We start from the raw sequence: 19,383 nt of genomic DNA on the forward strand, positions 1-19,383 counted from the left end.
TCATCGGGTGGTCGGGGTTGCCGCGGACGCCCTGCAATTGGCCGTCCTTGACGTCGAACAGCATGGAGCAGGTATCGGGGCAATCGTGCGGGCAGCCTCCGAAGAAGGTCTCCGTCAGGCTCTCGGCTTGGGCGACGATCAGCGAGTCCGGCTTGACGATTTCGTTCATGTTTCCTCCGCAGTCGGGCGTCCGGCCTTCTTGGCGTTCCGGATGGGGAGCCCGACCCATTCCTGGGATGCACTAAACCGCAAACAATTCCAAATTTTGGTCACGCAAAAGAGCCAAAGTCGGCGAGACCCATGGTACCAACCGTTTTGTCGCGCCCCATCGGGGTCGAGTTGGCTGGCGGCGGCTTCGACCACGCGGTCGCGACAGGCCGCCGATGATGGTGAGGTAACGGGTGGAACTGACGCTCACGCTGGACGCCACCTCCGCCAAGCCCTTGCAGGTCCAAGTGTTCGACCAAGTCCGGGAGATCATCCTGGAAGGGAAGCTGAAGGCCGGCATGGCGCTGCCGCCGAGCCGCCTGCTCGCCGAGCGCCTAGGCATCTCTCGCAACACCGTGAACGCAGCCTACGAGCGGCTTTCCGCCGAGGGCTACGTCAAGGCGCGCGGCACGGCCGGGCTGTTCGTGGAGCCCATCCCGCCGGACAGCCTCCTGCTGATCCAGCGGGGCGGCCAAGCCCTGACCAACGGACCGGTCCCGGACGAGACCGGCGAACCTTTGCTCTGCTTCGCCGGCTCGCCTGGGGGCGGCGGCGAGAGGCCCGAGCTCGATTTCTGGGTCGGGCGTTCGGACCCCGCCGGGTTTCCCTTGCGCATCTGGCGGCGGATCGTGAATCGTCTGCTGTCGCACGAGACTGCCTACCTGACCGACTACTGCGATCCGGCCGGTCTCCCGGAACTCCGCGCGGCCATCGCCACTCACCTGAGACGGGCCCGCGCCGTCGCGGTGACGAAGGACCAGGTCGTCGTCACGACGGGCGGGCAGGACGCCCTCAACCTCGTGTTCAACCTGTTGAAGGGGCACACCCGGCAGCTCTGCATCGAGAACCCCTGCTATCTTGGCGCCTCCCTGATCTTCCGGAGCGCCGGCATGGCCGTCCATCCGGTCCCGGTCGACGGCGACGGCCTGCGCACGGAGCTTCTCCCCAGGGACCGGGGCAGCCTGCTCTACGTCACGCCCTCGCACCAGTTCCCGACCGGCGCGATCATGCCGTTGACCCGGCGGCTGGAACTCCTGCGCTGGGCCGAGGAGACCGACAGCTACATCGTCGAGGACGACTACGACAGCGACTTCCGCTACGACGGCCCGCCGCTGACCGCCCTGGCCGGCCTCGATGGCGGCCGGCGCGTCTTCTACGTCGGCACGTTCTCCAAGTCGGTGGGGGCTGGCCTGCGCATCGGCTATGCCACGGTCCCCCGAATGTTCTGGGACGAGGCCCGGATGATGAAGGCGCGGATGAGCAACGGCCAAGCGTGGCTTGAGCAGGCTGCACTGGCCACATTCATCGACGAAGGGCACTTCGACCGGCACCTGCGCCGGCTACGGCAACTCTACAAGGCCCGTCGCGATCATCTCGTCGCCACACTGCGGCGGACGTTCGACGAGGCCATGATCATAGGCGGCGAGAGCGGACTGCACCTGGTCTGGCGGCTACCGCCCGGGTGCCCCCCGGCGAGGCAAGTCCAGGTCGCGGCGAGGGAACGGGGCATCGGCGTCTACGCGTTATCGAGCGGGGCCGCGTTCGACGTCGATCAGGGGGCCCGGGACGACATGCTGGTCTTCGGCTACTCGTCCCTCACCGAAGCGCAGATCGGGGATGCGGTTGGAAGGCTGAAGTCGATGCTGGGCGATCACGCGTAGGCACGTCATCCGTAACGACCCTCGTCCCTCAGCCAAGATTGCCCACCACGAGTGAGGTGGCCGAACCGAGGGCGTGCGGCAACGGCGTTGCCGGGCATGTTTGACCGGAGGCTCCTCGGGTTGGGGCGGTACGGTTGGTGCTGTCGACCGGCCTATCGGATGACACCTAGCGGGTGTCCTATTCCGTCGCCGGCCTGCTGCGCCGCCGTTTAGAGGCCGCCAAGCGCAGGATACGGGACAAAGCCTCGACCGAGTAGGGCTTCTGAAGAAGCTCGAACCCGTGGTCGCTCTCCTGCGCGAGGACGTGGCTGTAGCCGCTGGTGAGTACCACCGGCAGACCGGGGTAGAGACGTCCGATCTCCCGTCCGAGCTCGACCCCGTTGGTGCCGGGCATGATCACGTCCGAGAACACCACGTCGTAGGTTTCCGATTCTGCGGCCAGTGCCGCCAGGGCCTCGTCTGCGTTCCCGACCCAGTGCGTGTCGTAGCCGAGTTCCTGGAGGGTCTGGGTCGAGAAGGTGCCGACGTCCCGGTTGTCCTCGACCACCAGGACGCGGGTACCCCGGCCATCGACGACGGCGGCCTCGTCCACGGCCTCATCGACCCGTACGGCGTCCGCGCCGACGCGCGGGAGATAGAGCGAGAAGGTGGTGCCGTGCCCGACCTCGCTCTCGACAAGGACCTCGCCGCCCGATTGCTTGGCGAAGCCGAACACCTGGCTGAGGCCCAATCCGGTGCCTTGCCCGACACCCTTGGTCGTGAAGAACGGCTCGAAGATCCGGTCGATCCGGTCGGGTGGAATGCCGGAGCCCGAATCCGACAGCGCGATCCGGACGAAGTCGCCGGCCTGGGCGGGATGCGAGCGCAACGCCGGCACGACACCCACGGCGTCGACCGCGATGTCGAGCCGGCCCTCGCCGTCCATCGCGTCGCGGGCGTTGACCGCCATGTTCACCAGGGCGGTGTCGAACTGGCTCGGGTCGGCGCTGACGTGGCACGGCTCGTCGCCGACGTGGATCGACACCGCAATCCGTGCGCCGGTGAGGGTACCGACCATCTCGCCGATGGCCCTCACGCTCCGTCCGACGTCGAATACCTCCGGCCGCAACGCCTGACGTCTGGCGAAGGCCAGGAGCTGGCCGGTGAGCTTGGCGGCCCGGTCGACGGTGTCCGAGATCGCGCCGATGTACCGGCCCCGCCGTTCCTCGGTGAGGTCGTGTCGCTTGAGCAGGTCGGTCGACGACTTGATCACGGTCAGCAGGTTGTTGAAATCGTGGGCCACGCCCCCGGTCAATTGCCCGACGGCCTCCAGCTTCTGCGATTGTCGCAGCGCCTCCTCGGCCTGGAGCAGGCTGGCGGCGCGCTCCTTCTCCTGCGTGACGTCGCGGGAGACGCAATACAGCATCCCCTCGACCGGGACGGCCGTCCAGGACAGCGTGCGGTATCCCCCGTCCCGCGCCCGGAAGCGGTTCTCGAACGCGAGCGTCAGGCCGCCGGCCGCGAGGCGGGCGACCTCGGCGCGCGTCCTCTCGCGGTCGTCGGGGTGTTCGAGCCACTCCGAGGTCTTGCCGACGATCTCGTCGCGTTCCCACCCCAGGATCGACCGCCAAGCCGGGTTGATGCTGACCCAGACGCCGTTCGTGTCGGCGACGCCGAGCATGTCCTGGCTCACCTGCCAGATGCGGTCGCGCTCCTTGGTGCGCTCGGCGACCTGGGCCGCCAGGGTCTCGTTCAACGCCCGCAGCGCCCCCTGCGCGCGGACGCGCTCCACGGCATCCCAGATCCGCGCCGCGACCTCCTCGACCAGCGAGACCTCGTCGGCCGTCCAGGCCCGCGGCTCGCGTTGGTTGACGTAGACGACTGAGCGCAGGCGTCCCTCGTGGACCTGCGGCACGGCGATGAGAGCGGCGATGCCGAAGGCGGCCATTCCGAGGCCGGCGGTGTCCGGATCGGCCTCGACGTCGGCGTACACCGATGTCCGGCCTGCCTTCAGGTTGGCGATGTTGCCGGGGCCGAACGCGTCGAGCGGGTAGGTGTCCGCCAGCGTCGCGACGCCGTCGACGTATTCGGTGCCGAGGGTGGCGGTCATGCCGTCCTCCCCGACGAAGCCGTAGCCGACCCTGCTGGCGCCGATGTGTCGCCCGAGGGCGTCGACCGCCGCCTGCATCCGGCCGCGCGGGCCGCCCTGTTCGCGCAAGGTGTCAGTCAGGTCGAGCAGGAAGCGCTGGCGCCCCTCGGCGGCGTGCCGTTCGGCGACGCGCCGCTCCAATTCCGCGTTCATCTCCCGGAGGCGACGCTCGTCCTGCCGGCGGTCGGTGACGTCGGAGACCGTCAGCACGGCCCCCATGAGCTCGCCGCCGCTGAACATGGGCGCGTTCGTGCAGATCACCTCGATGGGCGTTCCGTCACGGCGGAAGAAGGTACCGTCGCGCCGGCGAAGGGTCTCGCCCTTCCGGATGGCGTGCACGAAGGCGCATTCGGAAGCGGGGAACGGGCTTCCGTCTGGATGGTGGTGATGGGCGACCTCGTGAAGGTCCTGCCCGAGCAGGCTTCCGTCCTCCCAACCCAGCAGGGCGTGTGCGGCCACGTTGGCGAAAGTCACGATTCCGTCGAGGTCGAGCTGGAACACCGCCTCGCTGACGTGGTCCGTCACGGTCCGCAGCAGGTCGGTCTGCCGCTGCAGCGCCTCCGCCGCCAAACGCTGGCTGGTCCTGTCCCGAAGGATCTTGAGGTAGCCGACGTGGCTGCCGTCGTCGGCGTGCAGCGGCATCATCTCACCGAGCGCGAAGAACCGCGAGCCGTCCTTGCGCACGTGCCAGCGCTCGTCGTTGCCCCGGCCTTCCTCGCGTGCGCTCCTCATCTCGCGCTCGGGGACGCCCGCTTCGGCGTCCTCCCCGGTGAAGAATACCCGGGCGGGCTTGCCGCACATCTCGGCCTCGGACCAGCCGAGGATCGCCTCGGCCCCGGCGCTCCAGCCGGTGACGAGACCGTCGAGATCCATGGTCACCATGGCGTAGTCGATGGCGCTGTCGAGGATCTGGCGGTGCCGGGTGTCCGCTTCCCGGGCGCTTCGAAGGGCGTCGTCCCGGGCAGCCATCGACCGCCGCAACTCCATCTGCGCCATGACCTGGCGTGAAAGGGCTTCGAGGGCTTCCCCTTGCTCCGGTGTCAGTCCCTCGGGCCGTGGCTCCCGGTCGATCACGCACAGCGTCCCGAGCGCGACGCCCTCGGGCGTCTCCAGCCGGGCGCCGGCATAGAACCGGAGGCGGGGCTCCCCGGTGACCAGCGCGTTGTCCCAGGTGCGCGGGTCGACGGTCAGGTCCGGGATCACCAGCAATCCCGGTCGCGCCAGGGCGTGCGCGCAGACCGATTGTGACAGCGGGGTCTGGCAGGGGTCGAACCCGACCCGGGCCTTGAACCACTGGCGGTCGCCATCGACGAGGCTGACCAGGGCCACCGGGGTCGCGCAGATGCGCGTGGCGAGCAGGACAATGTCGTCGAAGCCCTGCTCCGCCTGCGTGTCGAGGATGCCGTAGCCGTCGAGGACCGCGAGCCGGGTCGGTTCGCGGGCGGCGTCCTCAGGCGCGGTCATAAATGGCCTCGGCCTGCGTGGCCCCACGCCGGTTGCTGACCGCTTCCCGCTCCATCAGGAGGCGCAGCGCCGTCGTGACGACCTCGCTGACCAAGATGTATTCGCCCTTGGCGACCTGGGTCTCGACGTAGGCGATCAGCGGTTCGGTCAGGGCGATGTGTCGCGAGTGCTTTGCGGCCATCCGGTGCCGGTAGCAGTTCCGACATCCGGTGTCGCAACCGCGCCATCCGTCTCACGCAGTCGTGTCGTCGCAGCGTGCGGACGCCCGCTCGAGGGCTCCGGTCTACCGGCCGGGCCGCATGAACCGGCCCGCCGCGGGAATTCGCTTGGGTCGCCGGCGCTCGGGGATCGGGGTAACGCTTCCGACCGACGCGGCGCCCCGCTCTTCCCAGTGCCGATCCTCGTCACCGCGGCGGCCCCGGCTGCGAAGGAGAACCGCCATGAACAGCATCATCGACATGATCACGGGTTTCGGCAGCGAGGCCGTCGGCAACGCCACCGGTCACCCGTCGGGCGTTTCCCGTTGACGATCAGCGACCCTTCAAACCTGGAAATCTCGCATCCCCGGCCCCGGACCCGTCACCTCCAGCGCGCCGGAGTACCCGAGCACCCGGATGCGCGCGAACAGGAGCTCGTCGCTGCATCCCTTACCGGCTGGTTGACGCCGGCGTCGAGATGACCGGGAACGTGGGCCATCAATTTGATCAGCAACGCCCATTCCTCGCCGGATCATCGGTGGGAAGGCAAACGTGGAGGCCGCCGTGGCCGAAGTAACTTCGACAGCTGCAGCCGGTGTTCGCAGTTCTGTAGGGAAGTGGCGCTCCCAAGGGGAATCGAACCCCTGTTTTCGCCGTGAGAGGGCGACGTCCTAGACCGCTAGACGATGGGAGCTTTCCGGCGGCGTGGCGTTGCTATAGCGACGCTGGGATCGGGGCACAAGTGCCGCCCGGTAGATATTTCAACGAACGGGTGAGCGCGGGTGGAAGAGCACGGACAGGAACGTGTCGGCATCGTGGACGAGGGCGGCCAGCGCCTCGACCGCGCCCTCGTCGGGCTTTTCCCCGACCTGTCGCGTGCGCGGTTGCAGGACCTCGTCCGCGAAGGCCATGTCAGCCGCGACAGCGGCGTGCTGCGCGATCCTTCCGCCAAGGTCGCCGCCGGGACGCGGCTCGTCCTCGATATGCCGCCGCCCGCCGATCCGGTGCCGGCAGCGGAAGCCGTGGATCTCGTGGTCGCCTATGAGGACGACGATCTCATCGTCATCGACAAACCCGCCGGCCTCGTCGTCCACCCGGCGCCGGGCCATGCCGGCGGGACCCTCGTCAACGCCCTCATCGCCCATTGCGGTGCCAGCCTGTCCGGCGTCGGCGGCGTGCGGCGGCCGGGGATCGTCCACCGGCTCGACAAGGACACGAGCGGCCTCATCGTCGTCGCCAAGAACGACGTCGCCCACCATGGCCTCGCCGCCCAGTTCGCCGACCATGGCCGCACCGGGCCGCTGGAGCGCGCCTACCTCGCCTTCGTCTGGGGGGAGCCCAACCCGGCGGCGGGGACGATCGAAGCGAGCCTCGCCCGCTCTCGCCACAACCGCGAGAAGATCGCCGTCGTCTCGGACGAGACCGGGCGCCACGCGATCACGCATTACGCGGTGGCGGAACGCTATGCGGAGGCGAGCCTTGTGCGCTGCCGGCTCGAGACAGGGCGCACGCACCAGATCCGCGTCCACCTCGCCCATCGCGGCCATCCGCTGCTCGGGGATGCTGTCTACGGGGCCGCGTTCCGCACGAAGGCGGCCAAGCTGGGCGAGGCGGCACGCGCCGCGCTGATCTCCCTGGACCGGCAGGCCCTGCATGCGGAACTGCTCGGATTCGCCCACCCGCGAACGGGCGAAACCCTGCGGTTCGAGAGCCCGCTGCCGCCGGACATGGCCGCGCTAAAGGCTGCGCTGGTCGCGTAATTTTCAGCGGTGAGCGTGCGAAAGGGCACGACAGGCCGCGGCACTTCGTGCCATCCTTCAACCCAACGATCCGGTCGTGCGTTGGTGGCGACGTAACGTGTCCCAGACGCGACGGGATTGGTCGAGCGGCCCCAGTCAGATGGGCGCTTGGGGGGTTGGCTCAAGGGCGGCCCCGTCGATCACCGCGTTCGCCCGTCTGGGGGACCTGTTTGAGGAGTTATGCCATGGCCGGTACGCTGCCCGTGCTCGCCAACGAAGGTGGCCTTTCCCGCTACCTCGACGAGATCCGCAAGTTCCCGATGCTGGAGCCGGCGGAAGAGTTCACCCTGGCGAAATCCTGGCGCGACGGTGGGGATCGCGAGTCGGCCCACCGGCTCGTCACTTCTCACCTGCGCCTCGTGGCGAAGATCGCCATGGGCTATCGCGGCTACGGCTTGCCGATCGCCGAGGTCGTGTCCGAGGGGAACGTCGGCCTGATGCAGGCCGTCAAGCGCTTCGACCCGGACAAAGGCTTCCGGCTGGCCACCTATGCGATGTGGTGGATCAAGGCGGCGATCCAGGAATACATCCTGCGCTCGTGGTCCCTCGTGAAGATGGGCACCACCGCCAACCAGAAGAAGCTGTTCTTCAACTTGCGCAAGGCCAAGGGCAAGATCTCCGCGCTGGAGGAAGGCGACCTGCGGCCCGATCAGGTGTCGCAGATCGCGACCCGCCTCGGCGTGCCGGAGCAGGACGTGGTGGACATGAACCGCCGCCTCTCGGGTGACACCTCCCTCAACGCGCCCCTGCGCGAGGAAGGCGAGGGCGAGTGGCAGGATTGGCTCGTGGACAACACGCCGAGCCAGGAGACGGTGCTGGTCCGCGAGCAGGAAGGCCAGAACCGGCTCTCGGCCCTGCGCGATGCCCTGAGCGTGCTGAACGCCCGCGAACGGCGCATCTTCGAGGCGCGCCGCTTGGCCGAGGATCCGATCACCCTTGAGGATCTGTCGGGCGAGTTCGGCGTCTCCCGCGAGCGGGTACGCCAGATCGAGGTCCGCGCCTTCGAGAAGGTGCAGGAGGCGGTGAAGCGCAACGTCGCGACCCGTGAGGCGCCCCGCGCGCTCGCTGCCCACCACTAAACGCCAATGCGAGAGTCATGACGAACGAAGCCGGCGAAGCGATCCGCCGGCTTCGTTCGTGTGGGGTGGTCACTTCCAGGCGTCGAAGGCCTGTTGCAGCACCTGCTCGCCGGAGGAGCCCTTCTCGAAGGTCAGGACCGCGCGGCGCCCCGACGTGTAGCGCACGGCCACGTCGAACCACGCCCGGTGCAGGAGCAGGTCGGTGTTGCGCTCGACATCGGCGGGCAGGGACGACAGCCCGATCAGGAAGAGGTTGTCGCGCACCCGCACCGGCAGACCCGAGACGGGCGAGCCCCGGGCGTTCTCATCATCCTTGGCTTGCAGCAGCCCGACATCCTGCACGACTTGCGCGGAGGGATCGCTGCCGGTCTGGCTGAACGACAGGCTCACCGTGTGCGAGGCCGGAAGAGTCGTGTCGAGGTTCTTCTGGATCGTCATGGTGAGCGTCAGGCCGCTCTCCGGATAGGTCACGATGGCCGTGGCCGAGGTCTGCAGCGGCTGGCCCTGGTCGCCGTTGGCGGTATCGATCCGCCACGTCACGCGGCCCTGCGTCGTGATTGGCTGCGAACTCTCGGTCGAGGTCGATTCCTCGATCAGGAAGGCACGCTGGGCCACGGCGACGCTCGGCTGGGCCGGGGCGACGGGCGCGGCGGTCTTCGGGGCGGCGCCATCCTGCTTGGGCTTCGGCCGCTCGGACGGGGCGGTCTCACCCCCGACGCGGTCGTTGAACTTCGCGTCCGGGTTCTCGCCGATGGGCTGGGACGTCTCCGGGGTCGAGCGGGCGACGAGTTGGGGTTTGTCGCGCAGCAGGAAAGCCGCGACGGCGATGGCGCCGATCACCGCCACCAGCACGATGCCGATCACGAGGTTGCGCAGCACCTTCGAGCGACTGCCGCGCGGGGCAACGACGGCAATCCGAGGGCGCTGGCGGCCCTGAGCGGCGTCGCCGACGGCATCCGACTCGTCCAGGGGGGCGGGCTCCGTGGCCGGCGACGCGGTCACGGGCGCGAACTCGGTCTCCGGACCCGTCGCGGGCTTGCGCGCCGCGATGGCGATGGCCGCCTCGCGGGGCTTCTCGGCGGTGGGCTCGGGCGACAGGACGAAGCGTGGGGAGGGCGCGGCCGGAAGGGCGGGCTCAGGCGCTTGCGGCTGGGTCTGCTCGGGCGGGCCGGCCTCGGGCAAGGGATCCGCCGCAGCCGTGGCCATGCGCTCCGCGACGGGCTCGACCGGCGGCTCGGGCGCGGGCTTCGGTTCGGGCGGCGGCGGTGGCGGGGGAGGCGGCGGAGCCTGGGCTGGCTCCGGCTTCGCGGCGTCCTTGTCTTTAGCGGCGTCGTTGGCCGGCGCGGGAATGCCGCCGTGCTCGACCTCCAAGCGCTCGATGGCGGTGTCGAGGGCGCGGCGTTCGAGGTCGATGTCGTCCTCGGACAGCGGCGGTTCGAGGGAGCGAAGCTGGCTGATCAGTGCATTGCGCGCCCGGTCGTAGACGGCGCGCCGGAGTCCGGGCGAGCGGTCGGGAAGAGCGTCGAGGGCCCTAGCCAGAAGCGGGTAATAATCGGCCATACTGCTCCGGTTCGCCCGCTTGGCGCCCTGCCGGCCACGGCCGAAGCCGCAGCCGCGTTCCTGCTACGCTCTTTTAACCAAAACGGCCGGCATTCACTACCATCGACGACGTTTGCGAGGCGCCATCAACGAGAGATGCGACCGCGCTGCTCAATCCTCGAAGGGGTTGTGCATCAAGATCGTGTCGTCGCGCTCCGGCGAGGTCGAGAGCAGCGCCACGGGCGCCCCGATCAACTCTTCGATCCGGCGCACGTATTTGATCGCCTGCGCTGGCAAGTCGGCCCAGGAGCGGCCGCCGGCCGTCGTCTCGGACCAGCCCTCGAACGCCTCGTAGATCGGCTCGACGCGGGCTTGGGCCGCCTGACTCGCGGGGAGGTGGTCGATCACCTTGCCGTCGAGGCGATAGCCCGTGCAGATCTGGATGGTCTCGAACCCGTCGAGGATGTCGAGCTTGGTCAGGGCGATACCGTTGATGCCGGAGGTGCGCACCGTCTGCCGCACCAGGGCCGCGTCGAACCAGCCGCAGCGGCGCTTGCGGCCGGTGACGACGCCGAACTCGCGGCCACGCTCGCCGATCCGCTCGCCGGTGGCGTCGGTCAGTTCGGTGGGGAAGGGGCCTTCGCCGACGCGGGTCGTGTAGGCCTTCACGATGCCGAGCACGTAGCCGATGGCCGAGGGGCCGAGGCCGGAGCCGGTCGCCGCCTGCGCCGCCACGATGTTGGACGAGGTGACGTAGGGGTAGGTGCCGTGGTCGACATCGAGGAGCGCGCCCTGGGCGCCCTCGAACAGGATGCGCTTGCCGGCACGGCGGGCCTCGTCCAGCAGCGACCACACCGTATCGGCGAAGGGCAGGATCTTGGGGGCGATGGCCAGAAGCTCGGCCTTCAGGGCGGCGCCGTCGATCTCGTCGATGCCGAGGCCCCGGCGCAGGGCGTTGTGGTGCGCGAGCAGCCGGGCGATCTTCGCGTCCAGCATGTCGGCATCGGCCAGATCCACGACGCGGATGGCCCGGCGCCCGACCTTGTCCTCGTAGGCGGGGCCGATGCCGCGCTTGGTGGTGCCGATCTTCAGGACCGCGTTCGAGGTCTCGCGGTAATGATCGAGCTCGCGGTGCAGGGGCAGAATCAGCGTGGCGTTGTCGGCGACGCGCAGGTTCTCTGGCGTGATCGACACGCCCTGTTGCCCGATCTTGGCGATCTCTTCCACGAGGTGCCAGGGATCGACCACGACGCCGTTGCCGATCACCGACAGCGTTCCGCCGCGCACGACGCCCGAAGGCAGCAGCGACAGCTTGTAGGTCACGCCGTCGATCACCAGCGTGTGGCCGGCATTATGGCCGCCCTGGAAGCGGACCACGACGTCGGCCTGCTCGGAGAGCCAATCGACGATCTTGCCCTTGCCCTCGTCGCCCCATTGGGCGCCGACTACGACGACGTTGGCCATGCCTGCCCTGAACCCGTGTCAGTGATGTCCACGCCGTCGGACGCAATCCAAAGGCGGGCTCAGAGCCCGTTTTCGCGATCCGGCAGTGGAAATCAAGCAAGCAGGGCGCAGGCGGGGTCCGTAACCCCGTCTGTCCGACGCTATTTCGCCTCGGTGCCGGGCGTCCGGCCAGGCAAATCACCGGGCTTGATCACCGGCATCGTTCCGGTTTGATCGGGCTTCACCACCGTTCCGGTGGCATCGCCCGGCGGCTTGATGACCCCGTCATTCTTCTGAAGCTTGTCCGAGAGGGATTGATCCTTCGGCGGGGCGTCGGCGCTCGGGCGAACCCGGTCCGGCGGCGTCTGGGTCGCCGGGGGGAGGGCGGGATCGCTGTCCTGCTTGCGCAGGGGAGCGTCCGGGTTCTGGGCCAGCGCCACCCCGCCGGTCAGCATCACCGCGAGGGCGGCGGCAGGCACTTTGGAGAGACGAAACAGGCTCGGCAACGCGGCCTCCATGGTCGAGTACGAGGTCCCGACGAAACAGGTGGCAGCCCAAACCGTTCCGATCTCCGGCCCGAAACGCCTCAGCCGGCGCGGGCCAAGTCCAGGTAAAGCTCGCGCAGGCGCTTGGTCAGCGGGCCGGGCTTGCCCTCGCCGATGGCGCGGCCGTCGATCTCGACCACCGGCATCACGAAGGCGGACGCGCTCGTGTAGAACGCCTCGGCAGCGTCCAGGGCCTCCGTGACGGGGATCAGACGCTCCTCGATGGTCAGGTCGGCCTCGGCGGCGAGCTTCAGCACGCTGGCGCGGGTGATGCCCGGCAGCAGCGCCGTGGAGAGCGGACGCGTCACCAGCTTGCGGTCGCGGCTGACGATGAAGGCGGTGGAGGACGAGCCCTCCGTGATCGCCCCGTCCTCGACCATCCAGGCCTCGGAGACGCCGGCCTCGACGGCCTGCTGCTTTGCCAGCACCTGTGCCAGAAGGGCGACGGACTTGATGTCCCGACGCTTCCAGCGAAGATCCTCGACGGTGATGACCCGCGCACCCTTCTCGGCCAGCGGGTTGGCGGCGACCGTCTTGGCTTGGGTGAACATCATCACCGTGGGCGGCGTGTCCGCCGAGGGGTAGGCGAAGTCGCGCTCGGCCACGCCGCGCGTCACCTGCATGTAGACCAGCCCCTCGGTGACGCCGTTGCGCTGGACGAGCTCGGTCTGCAGCCGCTCCCATTCCGCGGAATCGTGCGGATTGCGGATGCCGATCTCGCCGAGGGACCGGTCGAGCCGGGCCAGATGCGCCGCATTGTCCACGAGGCGTCCGTCCAGGATGGCGGACACCTCGTAGATGCCGTCGGCGAAGAGGAAGCCGCGATCCATGATCGGCACCTTCGCCTGCTCGAAGGGCAGGAACTCGCCGTTCAGGTAGACGATGCGGGACGCGCTCACGGCGGTTTCCTCAAGACTCGGACGATGGAACGGGTGGTGCGGGATTCGTGCCGGCCGATCAAGCCTTGCCGAAGACCCGCTCGAAGATCGTGTCGACGTGCTTGAAGTGATAGCCGAGATCGAAGCATTCCTCGATCTGCTCCGGCGTCAAAGCCTTGGTCACTTCTGCGTCGTTCTTGAGCAGCGTGAGGAAGTCTCCCTCGCCGCGCCAGACCGGCATCGCGTTGCGCTGGACCAGCCGGTACGAATCCTCGCGGGAGACGCCGGCCTGGGTGAGCGCCAGCAGCACCCGCTGCGAATGGACGAGGCCGCCGAGGCGGTCGAGGTTCCGCTGCATGTTCGCCGGGTAGACGAGCAGCTTCTCGATGACGCCGGTCATCCGCGCCAGGGCGAAATCGAGGGTCACGGTGGCGTCCGGGCCGATCATCCGCTCGACGGAGGAGTGAGAGATGTCGCGCTCGTGCCAGAGGGCGACGTTCTCCATGGCCGGGTTCACGTAGCTGCGCACCATGCGGGCGAGGCCGGTGATGTTCTCGGTGAGCACCGGGTTGCGCTTGTGCGGCATGGCCGAGGAGCCCTTCTGGCCCTCGGAGAAATATTCTTCCGCCTCAAGCACTTCGGTGCGCTGCAGGTGGCGGATCTCGATGGCGAGCCGCTCCAGCGACGAGGCGACGACGCCCAGCACCGCGAAGAACATCGCGTGGCGGTCGCGCGGGATGACCTGCGTCGAGACCGGCTCGGGCGAGAGACCCATCTTGCGCGAGACGTATTCCTCGACGCGCGGGTCGATGTTGGCGAAGGTGCCCACCGCCCCGGAGATGGCGCAGGTCGCGATCTCCTCGCGCGCCGCCACGAGGCGGGCGCGGTTGCGGGCGAACTCGGCATAGGCCTGGGCGAGTTTGAGGCCGAACGTCACCGGCTCGGCATGGATGCCGTGAGAGCGGCCGATGGTCGGCGTCATCTTGTGCTCCTGCGCCCGGTGCTTGAGAGCGTCGAGGAGGGCGTCCACGTCGGCGATCAGGATGTCGGCCGCGCGCACGAGCTGCACGTTCAGGCAGGTGTCGAGCACGTCCGAAGAGGTCATGCCCTGGTGGACGAAGCGCGCCTCCGGCCCGACGATCTCGGCGAGATGGGTGAGGAAGGCGATGACGTCATGCTTCGTCACGGCCTCGATGGCGTCGATGCGGGCGACGTCGAAGGTCGCGTCGCGGCCCATCGCCCAGACCTTCTCGGCCGCGTCCTTCGGCACCACGCCGATCTCGGCGAGCGCGGTGGTCGCGTGGGCCTCGATCTCGAACCAGATCCGGAAACGCGACTCGGGCGACCAGATCGCGGTCATCGCGGGGCGGCTGTAGCGGGGGATCATCGATGCTGACTCGACCGTCGGGGAACGGTCGGCGGGTAGCACCGCCGGGCGTTTAGCTCAATGCGCACCCGTGACGGGGCAGGGGAGCGCTACTCGACCCGCACCCAACCGGGGCCCATCAGCCGCTCCTGCGGCTTGAACTTGGCCTTGTAGTCCATCTTGCGCGAACCATCGACCCAATAGCCGAGATAGAGATACGGCAGGCCGAGCTGCTTCGCCCGGCGGATATGGTCGAGGATCATGAAGGTGCCGGGGGAGCGCCCGGCCTCGGTCGGCTCGAAGAACGAGTACACCATTGACAGCCCGTCCGAGAGGACGTCGGTGAGGCACACGGCCATCGGGCCGCCCATGCCCCGCCCGGTGATCGCCGTATCCGGCCCGTGGCGGCGGTACACGACGAGATGGGTGTCGACGTGGCTGTCCTCGATCATCATGGCGTAATCGAGCATCGTCATGTCGATCATGCCGCCGTCGTCGTGCCGGGCGTTCAGGTAGCGGCGGAACAGGGCGTACTGGTCCGAGGCCGGGCGGTTCTGCTCCGGCGCGCCGACCAAATCGGCGTTGCGCGCCATCACCCGCTTCTGGCTGGCGCTCGGGATGAAATCGTCCACCACCACCCGCACCGAGACGCAGGCGCGGCAGGTCTCGCAGGCCGGGCGGTAGGCGATGGTCTGCGAGCGGCGGAAGCCGCCCTGCGTCAGGATCTCGTTCAGGTCGCTGGCCCGCCGCCCGACGAGGTGCGTGAAGACTTTCCGCTCCTCCTGGCCCGTCAGGTACGGGCACGGCGAGGGCGCGGTGAGATAGAATTGCGGAGTGTCGCGCGGATGGCTCGTCACGCTTCGTCGGAACCTCGGCCACGGCTGCTCACGCCGCGCTTCTCACCAATCTACAAGGGTCGCGGCCGGGCTCAATGGGCCAGAAGGCCAAGCACGCCCTAAAAAGCCGCGACGCTTGGCCCTTGCTCTTTCCGTTGCCTAACGCGCGTGAACCACCGCGAGGCCGAGGAGCAGGTCATGCCCGAGGCGACGGTCGGAGCGGACCAGCCCGAAGGCCACGTCCACGCACCAGAGCAGGAAGGTCGAGACCGCCACGTAGAAGAGCAGCGCGTGAACCGCCGCCGACACGATGTCGACCGGCGCGCCGCTTTCCGGCGCCACCACCCGCAGGCCCATCAGCCGCTGGCCGATGGTGCTCTGCCGCCGGCCGCCCACGGTGATCGCGCTGTAGATGATCCCGCTCGCGGGCAGCACCGCGAATAGCGTCCAGCCGAGGCCGAAGGTCACGAGGCCGATGACCGTGATCGCCAGGGTCAGCAGGGTCGTGAAGCCGAGGATGAACAGGATGTCGAGCAGGTAAGCGATGGTGCGCGCACCGAGGCTCGCCCGCACGTAGGGAATGGGCAATCCCCCGGTGAAGGGTGCGGTGGCCGGACGGGCGGCGTAGTCGGTGCGGGATTCGTACATGGGAAGACCCTGCAAGCGGTGCAGCGACCGTTAGGTGGGCGCCGCCGCACTCCGCCGCAAGGGCGGGCTCACGGCTGGCCGGGATCGGCGCGCGCCGCGTCGGGCGTATCGAGGTAATAGCGCTGCAGCATGTGGAGGGCCGCGCCGGTGAGGGCGTTGCCGTCGGTCGCCACCTCCGTGAGCTTGGCCGCGTTGTCGAAGCGGCAGACCATCCGGTGCTGGCGCGTGCCTTCGGCGTAGTCCACCCGCACCGTTCCGGGGGCGGGACCGGACCCCGCTCCCAGGAAGCGGATGCCCGCGCCCTGCGCCACCGCCGGCAGGGCCCGGCGGCAGGTCGCCACGCGGTCCCGCCGCAGGGTGTCCTGGCAGGCCGCGAGCCCGCCGAGGAACCCCGCGACGATGCCCCCGGCCACCAGCCAGCGATGCAGGACCTTCACGGAATGAGAGCCCGGCGCCCTTCCGTCAAAGGGCGCGCAGCTTCTCGGCCACGCGCGGTGCGTGGTACGTCAGCACGCCGTCGGCGCCCGCGCGCTTGAAGGACAGCAGCGCCTCGACCATCGCCCGGTCGCCGTCGAGCCAGCCGTTGCGGGCGGCGGCCTCGATCATCGCGTACTCGCCGGACACCTGATAGGCGAAGGTCGGCACGCCGAACGTGTCGCGGACCCGGCGGATGATGTCGAGATACGGCATCCCCGGCTTCACCATCACCGAGTCGGCCCCCTCTTCGAGGTCGAGGGCGACCTCGCGCAGGGCTTCGGCCGAGTTGCCGGGGTCCATCTGGTAGGTGCGCTTGTCGCCGACCAGAGCGGCCTTGGTGCCGATCGCGTCGCGAAATGGGCCGTAGAACGCGCTCGCGTATTTCGCGGCGTAGGCCATGATCTGGACGTCGAGGAAGCCCGCCTTGTCGAGGGCGCGGCGGATGGCACCCACGCGCCCGTCCATCATGTCCGAGGGGGCGATGATGTCGGTGCCGGCCTCGGCCTGGATCAGGCTCTGCTCCACGAGGACCGCCACCGTCTCGTCGTTGAGGATGGCGCCGTCCTTCATCAGCCCGTCATGGCCGTGGCTGGTGTAGGGGTCGAGGGCGACGTCGGTCACGATGCCGATCTCGGGGAACTCGCGCTTCACCGCCCGCACCGCGCGGCAGACGAGGTTCTTGGCGTTCAACGCCTCCGAGCCCACGGGATCGCGCAGGCTCACCTCCGTGAAGGGGAAGAAGGCGATGGCCGGGATGCCCAGGCGCACCGCGCGCTCAGCGTCGCGGACGATCTCGTCCACCGTCAGGCGCTCGACGCCCGGCATGGAGGCCACGGGCTCGCGCTTGCCCTCGCCCTCGATGACGAACATCGGCCAGATCAGGTCATCGACGGTGAGCGTGTGCTCGCGGACGAGGCGGCGCGACCATTCCGCCTTGCGGTTCCGGCGCGGACGCTGGGTGATGCCGAGGCTCCCGCTGCTCTTGTCCTCGCGGACGGCGGCATAGGCGAGGGGGCGGGGTTCCGGGATTCTGTCCGACATGCGCGCGGGTGTCCGGGCTCGAAGAGGCGGCCGCGCGGGAGGCTCCCGCGGGACGACCGCGACAGGCAAGCGGAGGCGCTCGCCTGCCGCTGCGCCGGCCTAGCACGCCGGGCGGGATCGACCCAAGGGCCACGCGCAGGGCAGGGGTGCCGCACGTTGACGGCACGGCCCCGATGGGTTCAACCCGGCCGGGGGTGGGCGGTCGCATCGGGAGACGACGCAACGTGAACATCGAGCGGAGCCTGCGCGCGAGGGTTCGTCCATGCGCGGCCTGATCCCGCTGCGCAGCAAGCCGGTCCGGCCGGGGGGCCTGCTGGGAGACCGCATCGAGCGCGACGCGGCGCCCCAGCCCAGCACCTGGGACACGGCCCTCGTCTGGTTCATGCGGCTCACCGCGCTGGCATGGCTCGCCAAGGCGGTCTTCGCCTGGGCGACCATCCTCGACGTGCGCCCCGGCGCCCCGCCCTTCGAGGCCGAGCCGTTCGGCCGGCAGGCCGCCATCGTCTATTTCGCGGTGGTCGATGCCGTGGCCGCGAGCGGCCTGTGGCTCACCAGCGCCTGGGGCGGGGTGATCTGGCTGCTCGCCGTGACCTCCGGGCTGACGCTCGCCATCCTTACACCGAAGCTCGTGCCGGTCTCGATGCCGCTCCTGATCTTCGGCGTCCTCGTCATGCTCATCTATTTTCTGCTCTCCTGGCTCGCCGCCAGGGAGGGGCATTGAGCCAGCCGCACAGGATTGACGGAAGCTTATCGCAACCCTCGCAAGCTCGCCGAACGAAAGTGAACGAAATCTTCCTTTAATCCATTCAGTTTGTCTTTACTGACACAGGTAAATCGCGAATTCATCTTGCCGCTTAAATCGTCTTTCATTCCCAGCGGATAGCTTTGCCAACATAAGCGGTGACGGACCACACGATCACCGCAGGATCCGTCAGGGATTTCACCGATGAAGAGCCAGTCCGCCCGCACCCAGCCCGCCGCCTCCGAGGAGCCGGCTTCGCCGCACAACGCCTACCTCGAGGCGCTGCATCTCGTGGAGCGGCTGCACCGCCGCCTCCTCGACGTGATCAAGGACGAGTTCGAGCGGCGCGGCCGCGAGGACGTCAACAGCGTCCAGGCCCTGCTGCTCTACAACATCGGCGACAGCGAGCTGGCCGCCAGCGAACTGCGGACGCGGGGCTACTATCTCGGCTCCAACGTGTCCTACAACGTCAAGAAGCTCGTGGAGGCCGGCTACCTGCACCACGCCCGCTCCAAGACGGACCGGCGCTCCGTGCGGATCAGCCTGACCGACAAGGGTCGCCAGATCCACGACATCGTGCAGCAGCTCTACGACAAGCACTCGCGCACGATCGCCCCGATCGGCGGCATCTCGGACGACGACTTCGACCGTCTGAACCGCGCCCTCAGCCGCCTGGAGCGGTTCTGGACGGACCAGATCCGCTACCGCCTCTAAAGGTGGAGCAGGCCGGCGATGCCGGACACCACGGCGTAGGCGAAGCCCGCATTGATCGCCACGCCGAACAGGCCCACCGCGAGGCCCGCCAGCACGACGATCCCGTCGCGCTCCACGAGGCCGAGGCCGACGAGGCAGACCGCGAGCCCGAGCGGGATCTGCCCGATGAGCGGCGCCGCCACGATCAGCGCGAGGGCGAGCGCCAGAAGCGCCACGCCCATCCCGCGCATGCCGATGGCCGTCTCGAAGACGCTGAGGCGCGGGCGCGACCAGCGCTCCAGCCGCCGCAGGACCGGCACGGCCCGCTTGACCGCGCGCTTCACGTCCGACTGCTTGATCGACTGGCCGAGCAGCCGCCGGGGCAGCCACGGCGCCGACATGCCGGCCGCGATCTGAATGGCCACGAGCAGCAGCAGCAGACCGCAGACGAGCGGGATCGGCGGCGGCATCGGGAGGCAATTGGGCAGGCCCAGCAGCACGACGAGCAGGGCGAAAGCCCGGTCGCGCAGGACCGCCACGATGTCCGCTACCGTAAGACGCTCGCCTTCCTGGCTCGCGAGCACGGTGAGAACGTCCGAGGTGCGAGCACCGTAAGACACGTCCGGTCCAACCTTCACTG

The 19,383-nt window shown here is 68.9% G+C and carries 18 protein-coding genes and 1 tRNA gene; 5 read left to right on the plus strand and 14 right to left on the minus strand.

Translation table 11 applies throughout. The features are described 5' to 3' along the window. A partial coding sequence (locus tag AAHF99_RS12700) for a hypothetical protein (protein WP_342163437.1) occupies positions 1-169 on the minus strand: 169 nt, incomplete at its 3' end. A gap of 232 nt (positions 170-401) precedes the next feature. On the opposite strand from AAHF99_RS12700, the gene pdxR reads away from it, so the two are divergent. Beyond that, complete coding sequence (gene pdxR / locus AAHF99_RS12705) at positions 402-1,868, plus strand: MocR-like pyridoxine biosynthesis transcription factor PdxR (protein ID WP_342164719.1); 1,467 nt, start codon at positions 402-404, stop codon at positions 1,866-1,868. Positions 1,869-2,046: 178 nt separating this feature from the next. Here pdxR and AAHF99_RS12710 read toward each other — a convergent pair whose 3' ends face one another. From AAHF99_RS12710 to AAHF99_RS12720, 3 genes are all read right to left on the minus strand, one after another. Then, positions 2,047-5,460, minus strand: coding sequence for a PAS domain S-box protein (locus AAHF99_RS12710; protein WP_342164721.1), 3,414 nt, complete (start codon positions 5,458-5,460; stop codon positions 2,047-2,049). Then, entirely contained in the window at positions 5,447-5,641 is a 195-nt protein-coding gene (locus AAHF99_RS12715) for a ribbon-helix-helix domain-containing protein (RefSeq protein WP_342164722.1), read from the minus strand. The genes AAHF99_RS12710 and AAHF99_RS12715 overlap by 14 nt, the downstream gene beginning before the upstream one ends. 634 nt (positions 5,642-6,275) lie before the next feature. Continuing rightward, positions 6,276-6,351, minus strand: a tRNA-Glu gene (locus AAHF99_RS12720). A gap of 88 nt (positions 6,352-6,439) precedes the next feature. Between AAHF99_RS12720 and AAHF99_RS12725 the strand changes: the two genes are divergently transcribed. Beyond that, positions 6,440-7,417: an RluA family pseudouridine synthase gene (locus tag AAHF99_RS12725; protein ID WP_342164723.1), complete on the plus strand. Its 978-nt coding sequence runs from the start codon at positions 6,440-6,442 to the stop codon at positions 7,415-7,417. Between the two features lie 224 nt (positions 7,418-7,641). After that, entirely contained in the window at positions 7,642-8,535 is an 894-nt protein-coding gene (gene rpoH, locus AAHF99_RS12730) for an RNA polymerase sigma factor RpoH (RefSeq protein WP_243952337.1), read from the plus strand. A gap of 69 nt (positions 8,536-8,604) precedes the next feature. Here the strand turns inward: rpoH and AAHF99_RS12735 are convergent, their stop codons facing one another. The 9 genes from AAHF99_RS12735 to hemB form a co-directional block, all read right to left on the minus strand. Further along, entirely contained in the window at positions 8,605-10,095 is a 1,491-nt protein-coding gene (locus tag AAHF99_RS12735; RefSeq protein ID WP_342164724.1) for a histidine kinase, read from the minus strand. A 150-nt stretch (positions 10,096-10,245) separates the two neighbouring features. Next, a complete protein-coding gene (locus AAHF99_RS12740; RefSeq protein WP_342164725.1) occupies positions 10,246-11,538 on the minus strand; it encodes an adenylosuccinate synthase in 1,293 nt (430 codons plus the stop codon). A gap of 140 nt (positions 11,539-11,678) precedes the next feature. Further along, on the minus strand, positions 11,679-11,972 hold the full coding sequence (locus AAHF99_RS12745) for a hypothetical protein (protein ID WP_342165001.1): 294 nt from the start codon (positions 11,970-11,972) through the stop codon (positions 11,679-11,681). Positions 11,973-12,103: 131 nt separating this feature from the next. Further along, a complete protein-coding gene (locus AAHF99_RS12750) occupies positions 12,104-12,961 on the minus strand; it encodes a D-amino-acid transaminase (RefSeq protein WP_342164726.1) in 858 nt (285 codons plus the stop codon). Between the two features lie 58 nt (positions 12,962-13,019). Then, positions 13,020-14,327 (minus strand): adenylosuccinate lyase, encoded by a 1,308-nt coding sequence (gene purB, locus AAHF99_RS12755; RefSeq protein ID WP_342164727.1) that lies wholly within the window; start codon positions 14,325-14,327, stop codon positions 13,020-13,022. A gap of 89 nt (positions 14,328-14,416) precedes the next feature. After that, the gene (locus tag AAHF99_RS12760) at positions 14,417-15,163 is read right to left on the minus strand and encodes an arginyltransferase (RefSeq protein ID WP_342164729.1); all 747 of its coding nucleotides are present in this window, start codon (positions 15,161-15,163) and stop codon (positions 14,417-14,419) included. 138 nt (positions 15,164-15,301) lie between these two features. Continuing rightward, on the minus strand, positions 15,302-15,790 hold the full coding sequence (locus AAHF99_RS12765; RefSeq protein WP_342164730.1) for an RDD family protein: 489 nt from the start codon (positions 15,788-15,790) through the stop codon (positions 15,302-15,304). A 68-nt stretch (positions 15,791-15,858) separates the two neighbouring features. Then, positions 15,859-16,227: a hypothetical protein gene (locus AAHF99_RS12770; protein WP_342164731.1), complete on the minus strand. Its 369-nt coding sequence runs from the start codon at positions 16,225-16,227 to the stop codon at positions 15,859-15,861. A 25-nt stretch (positions 16,228-16,252) separates the two neighbouring features. Beyond that, positions 16,253-17,308 carry a porphobilinogen synthase gene (gene hemB / locus AAHF99_RS12775; RefSeq protein WP_342164732.1) on the minus strand — a complete coding sequence of 352 codons (1,056 nt, stop codon included), beginning with the start codon at positions 17,306-17,308 and terminating at the stop codon, positions 16,253-16,255. A 262-nt stretch (positions 17,309-17,570) separates the two neighbouring features. On the opposite strand from hemB, the gene AAHF99_RS12780 reads away from it, so the two are divergent. Together AAHF99_RS12780 and ldtR are read left to right on the plus strand one after the other, a co-directional pair. Beyond that, positions 17,571-18,029, plus strand: a complete 459-nt coding sequence (locus AAHF99_RS12780) for a DUF6163 family protein (RefSeq protein WP_342164733.1) — start codon at positions 17,571-17,573, stop codon at positions 18,027-18,029. A 225-nt stretch (positions 18,030-18,254) separates the two neighbouring features. Then, the gene (ldtR, locus tag AAHF99_RS12785; protein ID WP_342164735.1) at positions 18,255-18,764 is read left to right on the plus strand and encodes a transcriptional regulator LdtR; all 510 of its coding nucleotides are present in this window, start codon (positions 18,255-18,257) and stop codon (positions 18,762-18,764) included. On the opposite strand, the gene AAHF99_RS12790 is transcribed toward ldtR, so the two are convergent. Beyond that, positions 18,761-19,363, minus strand: a complete 603-nt coding sequence (locus tag AAHF99_RS12790) for an exopolysaccharide biosynthesis protein (protein WP_313898722.1) — start codon at positions 19,361-19,363, stop codon at positions 18,761-18,763. The two genes, ldtR and AAHF99_RS12790, sit on opposite strands and share 4 nt — an antisense overlap. Positions 19,364-19,383: the final 20 nt, after the last annotated feature.

This window comes from Methylobacterium litchii (assembly GCF_038442315.1).
Classification (GTDB): Bacteria; Pseudomonadota; Alphaproteobacteria; order Rhizobiales; family Beijerinckiaceae; genus Methylobacterium; species Methylobacterium litchii.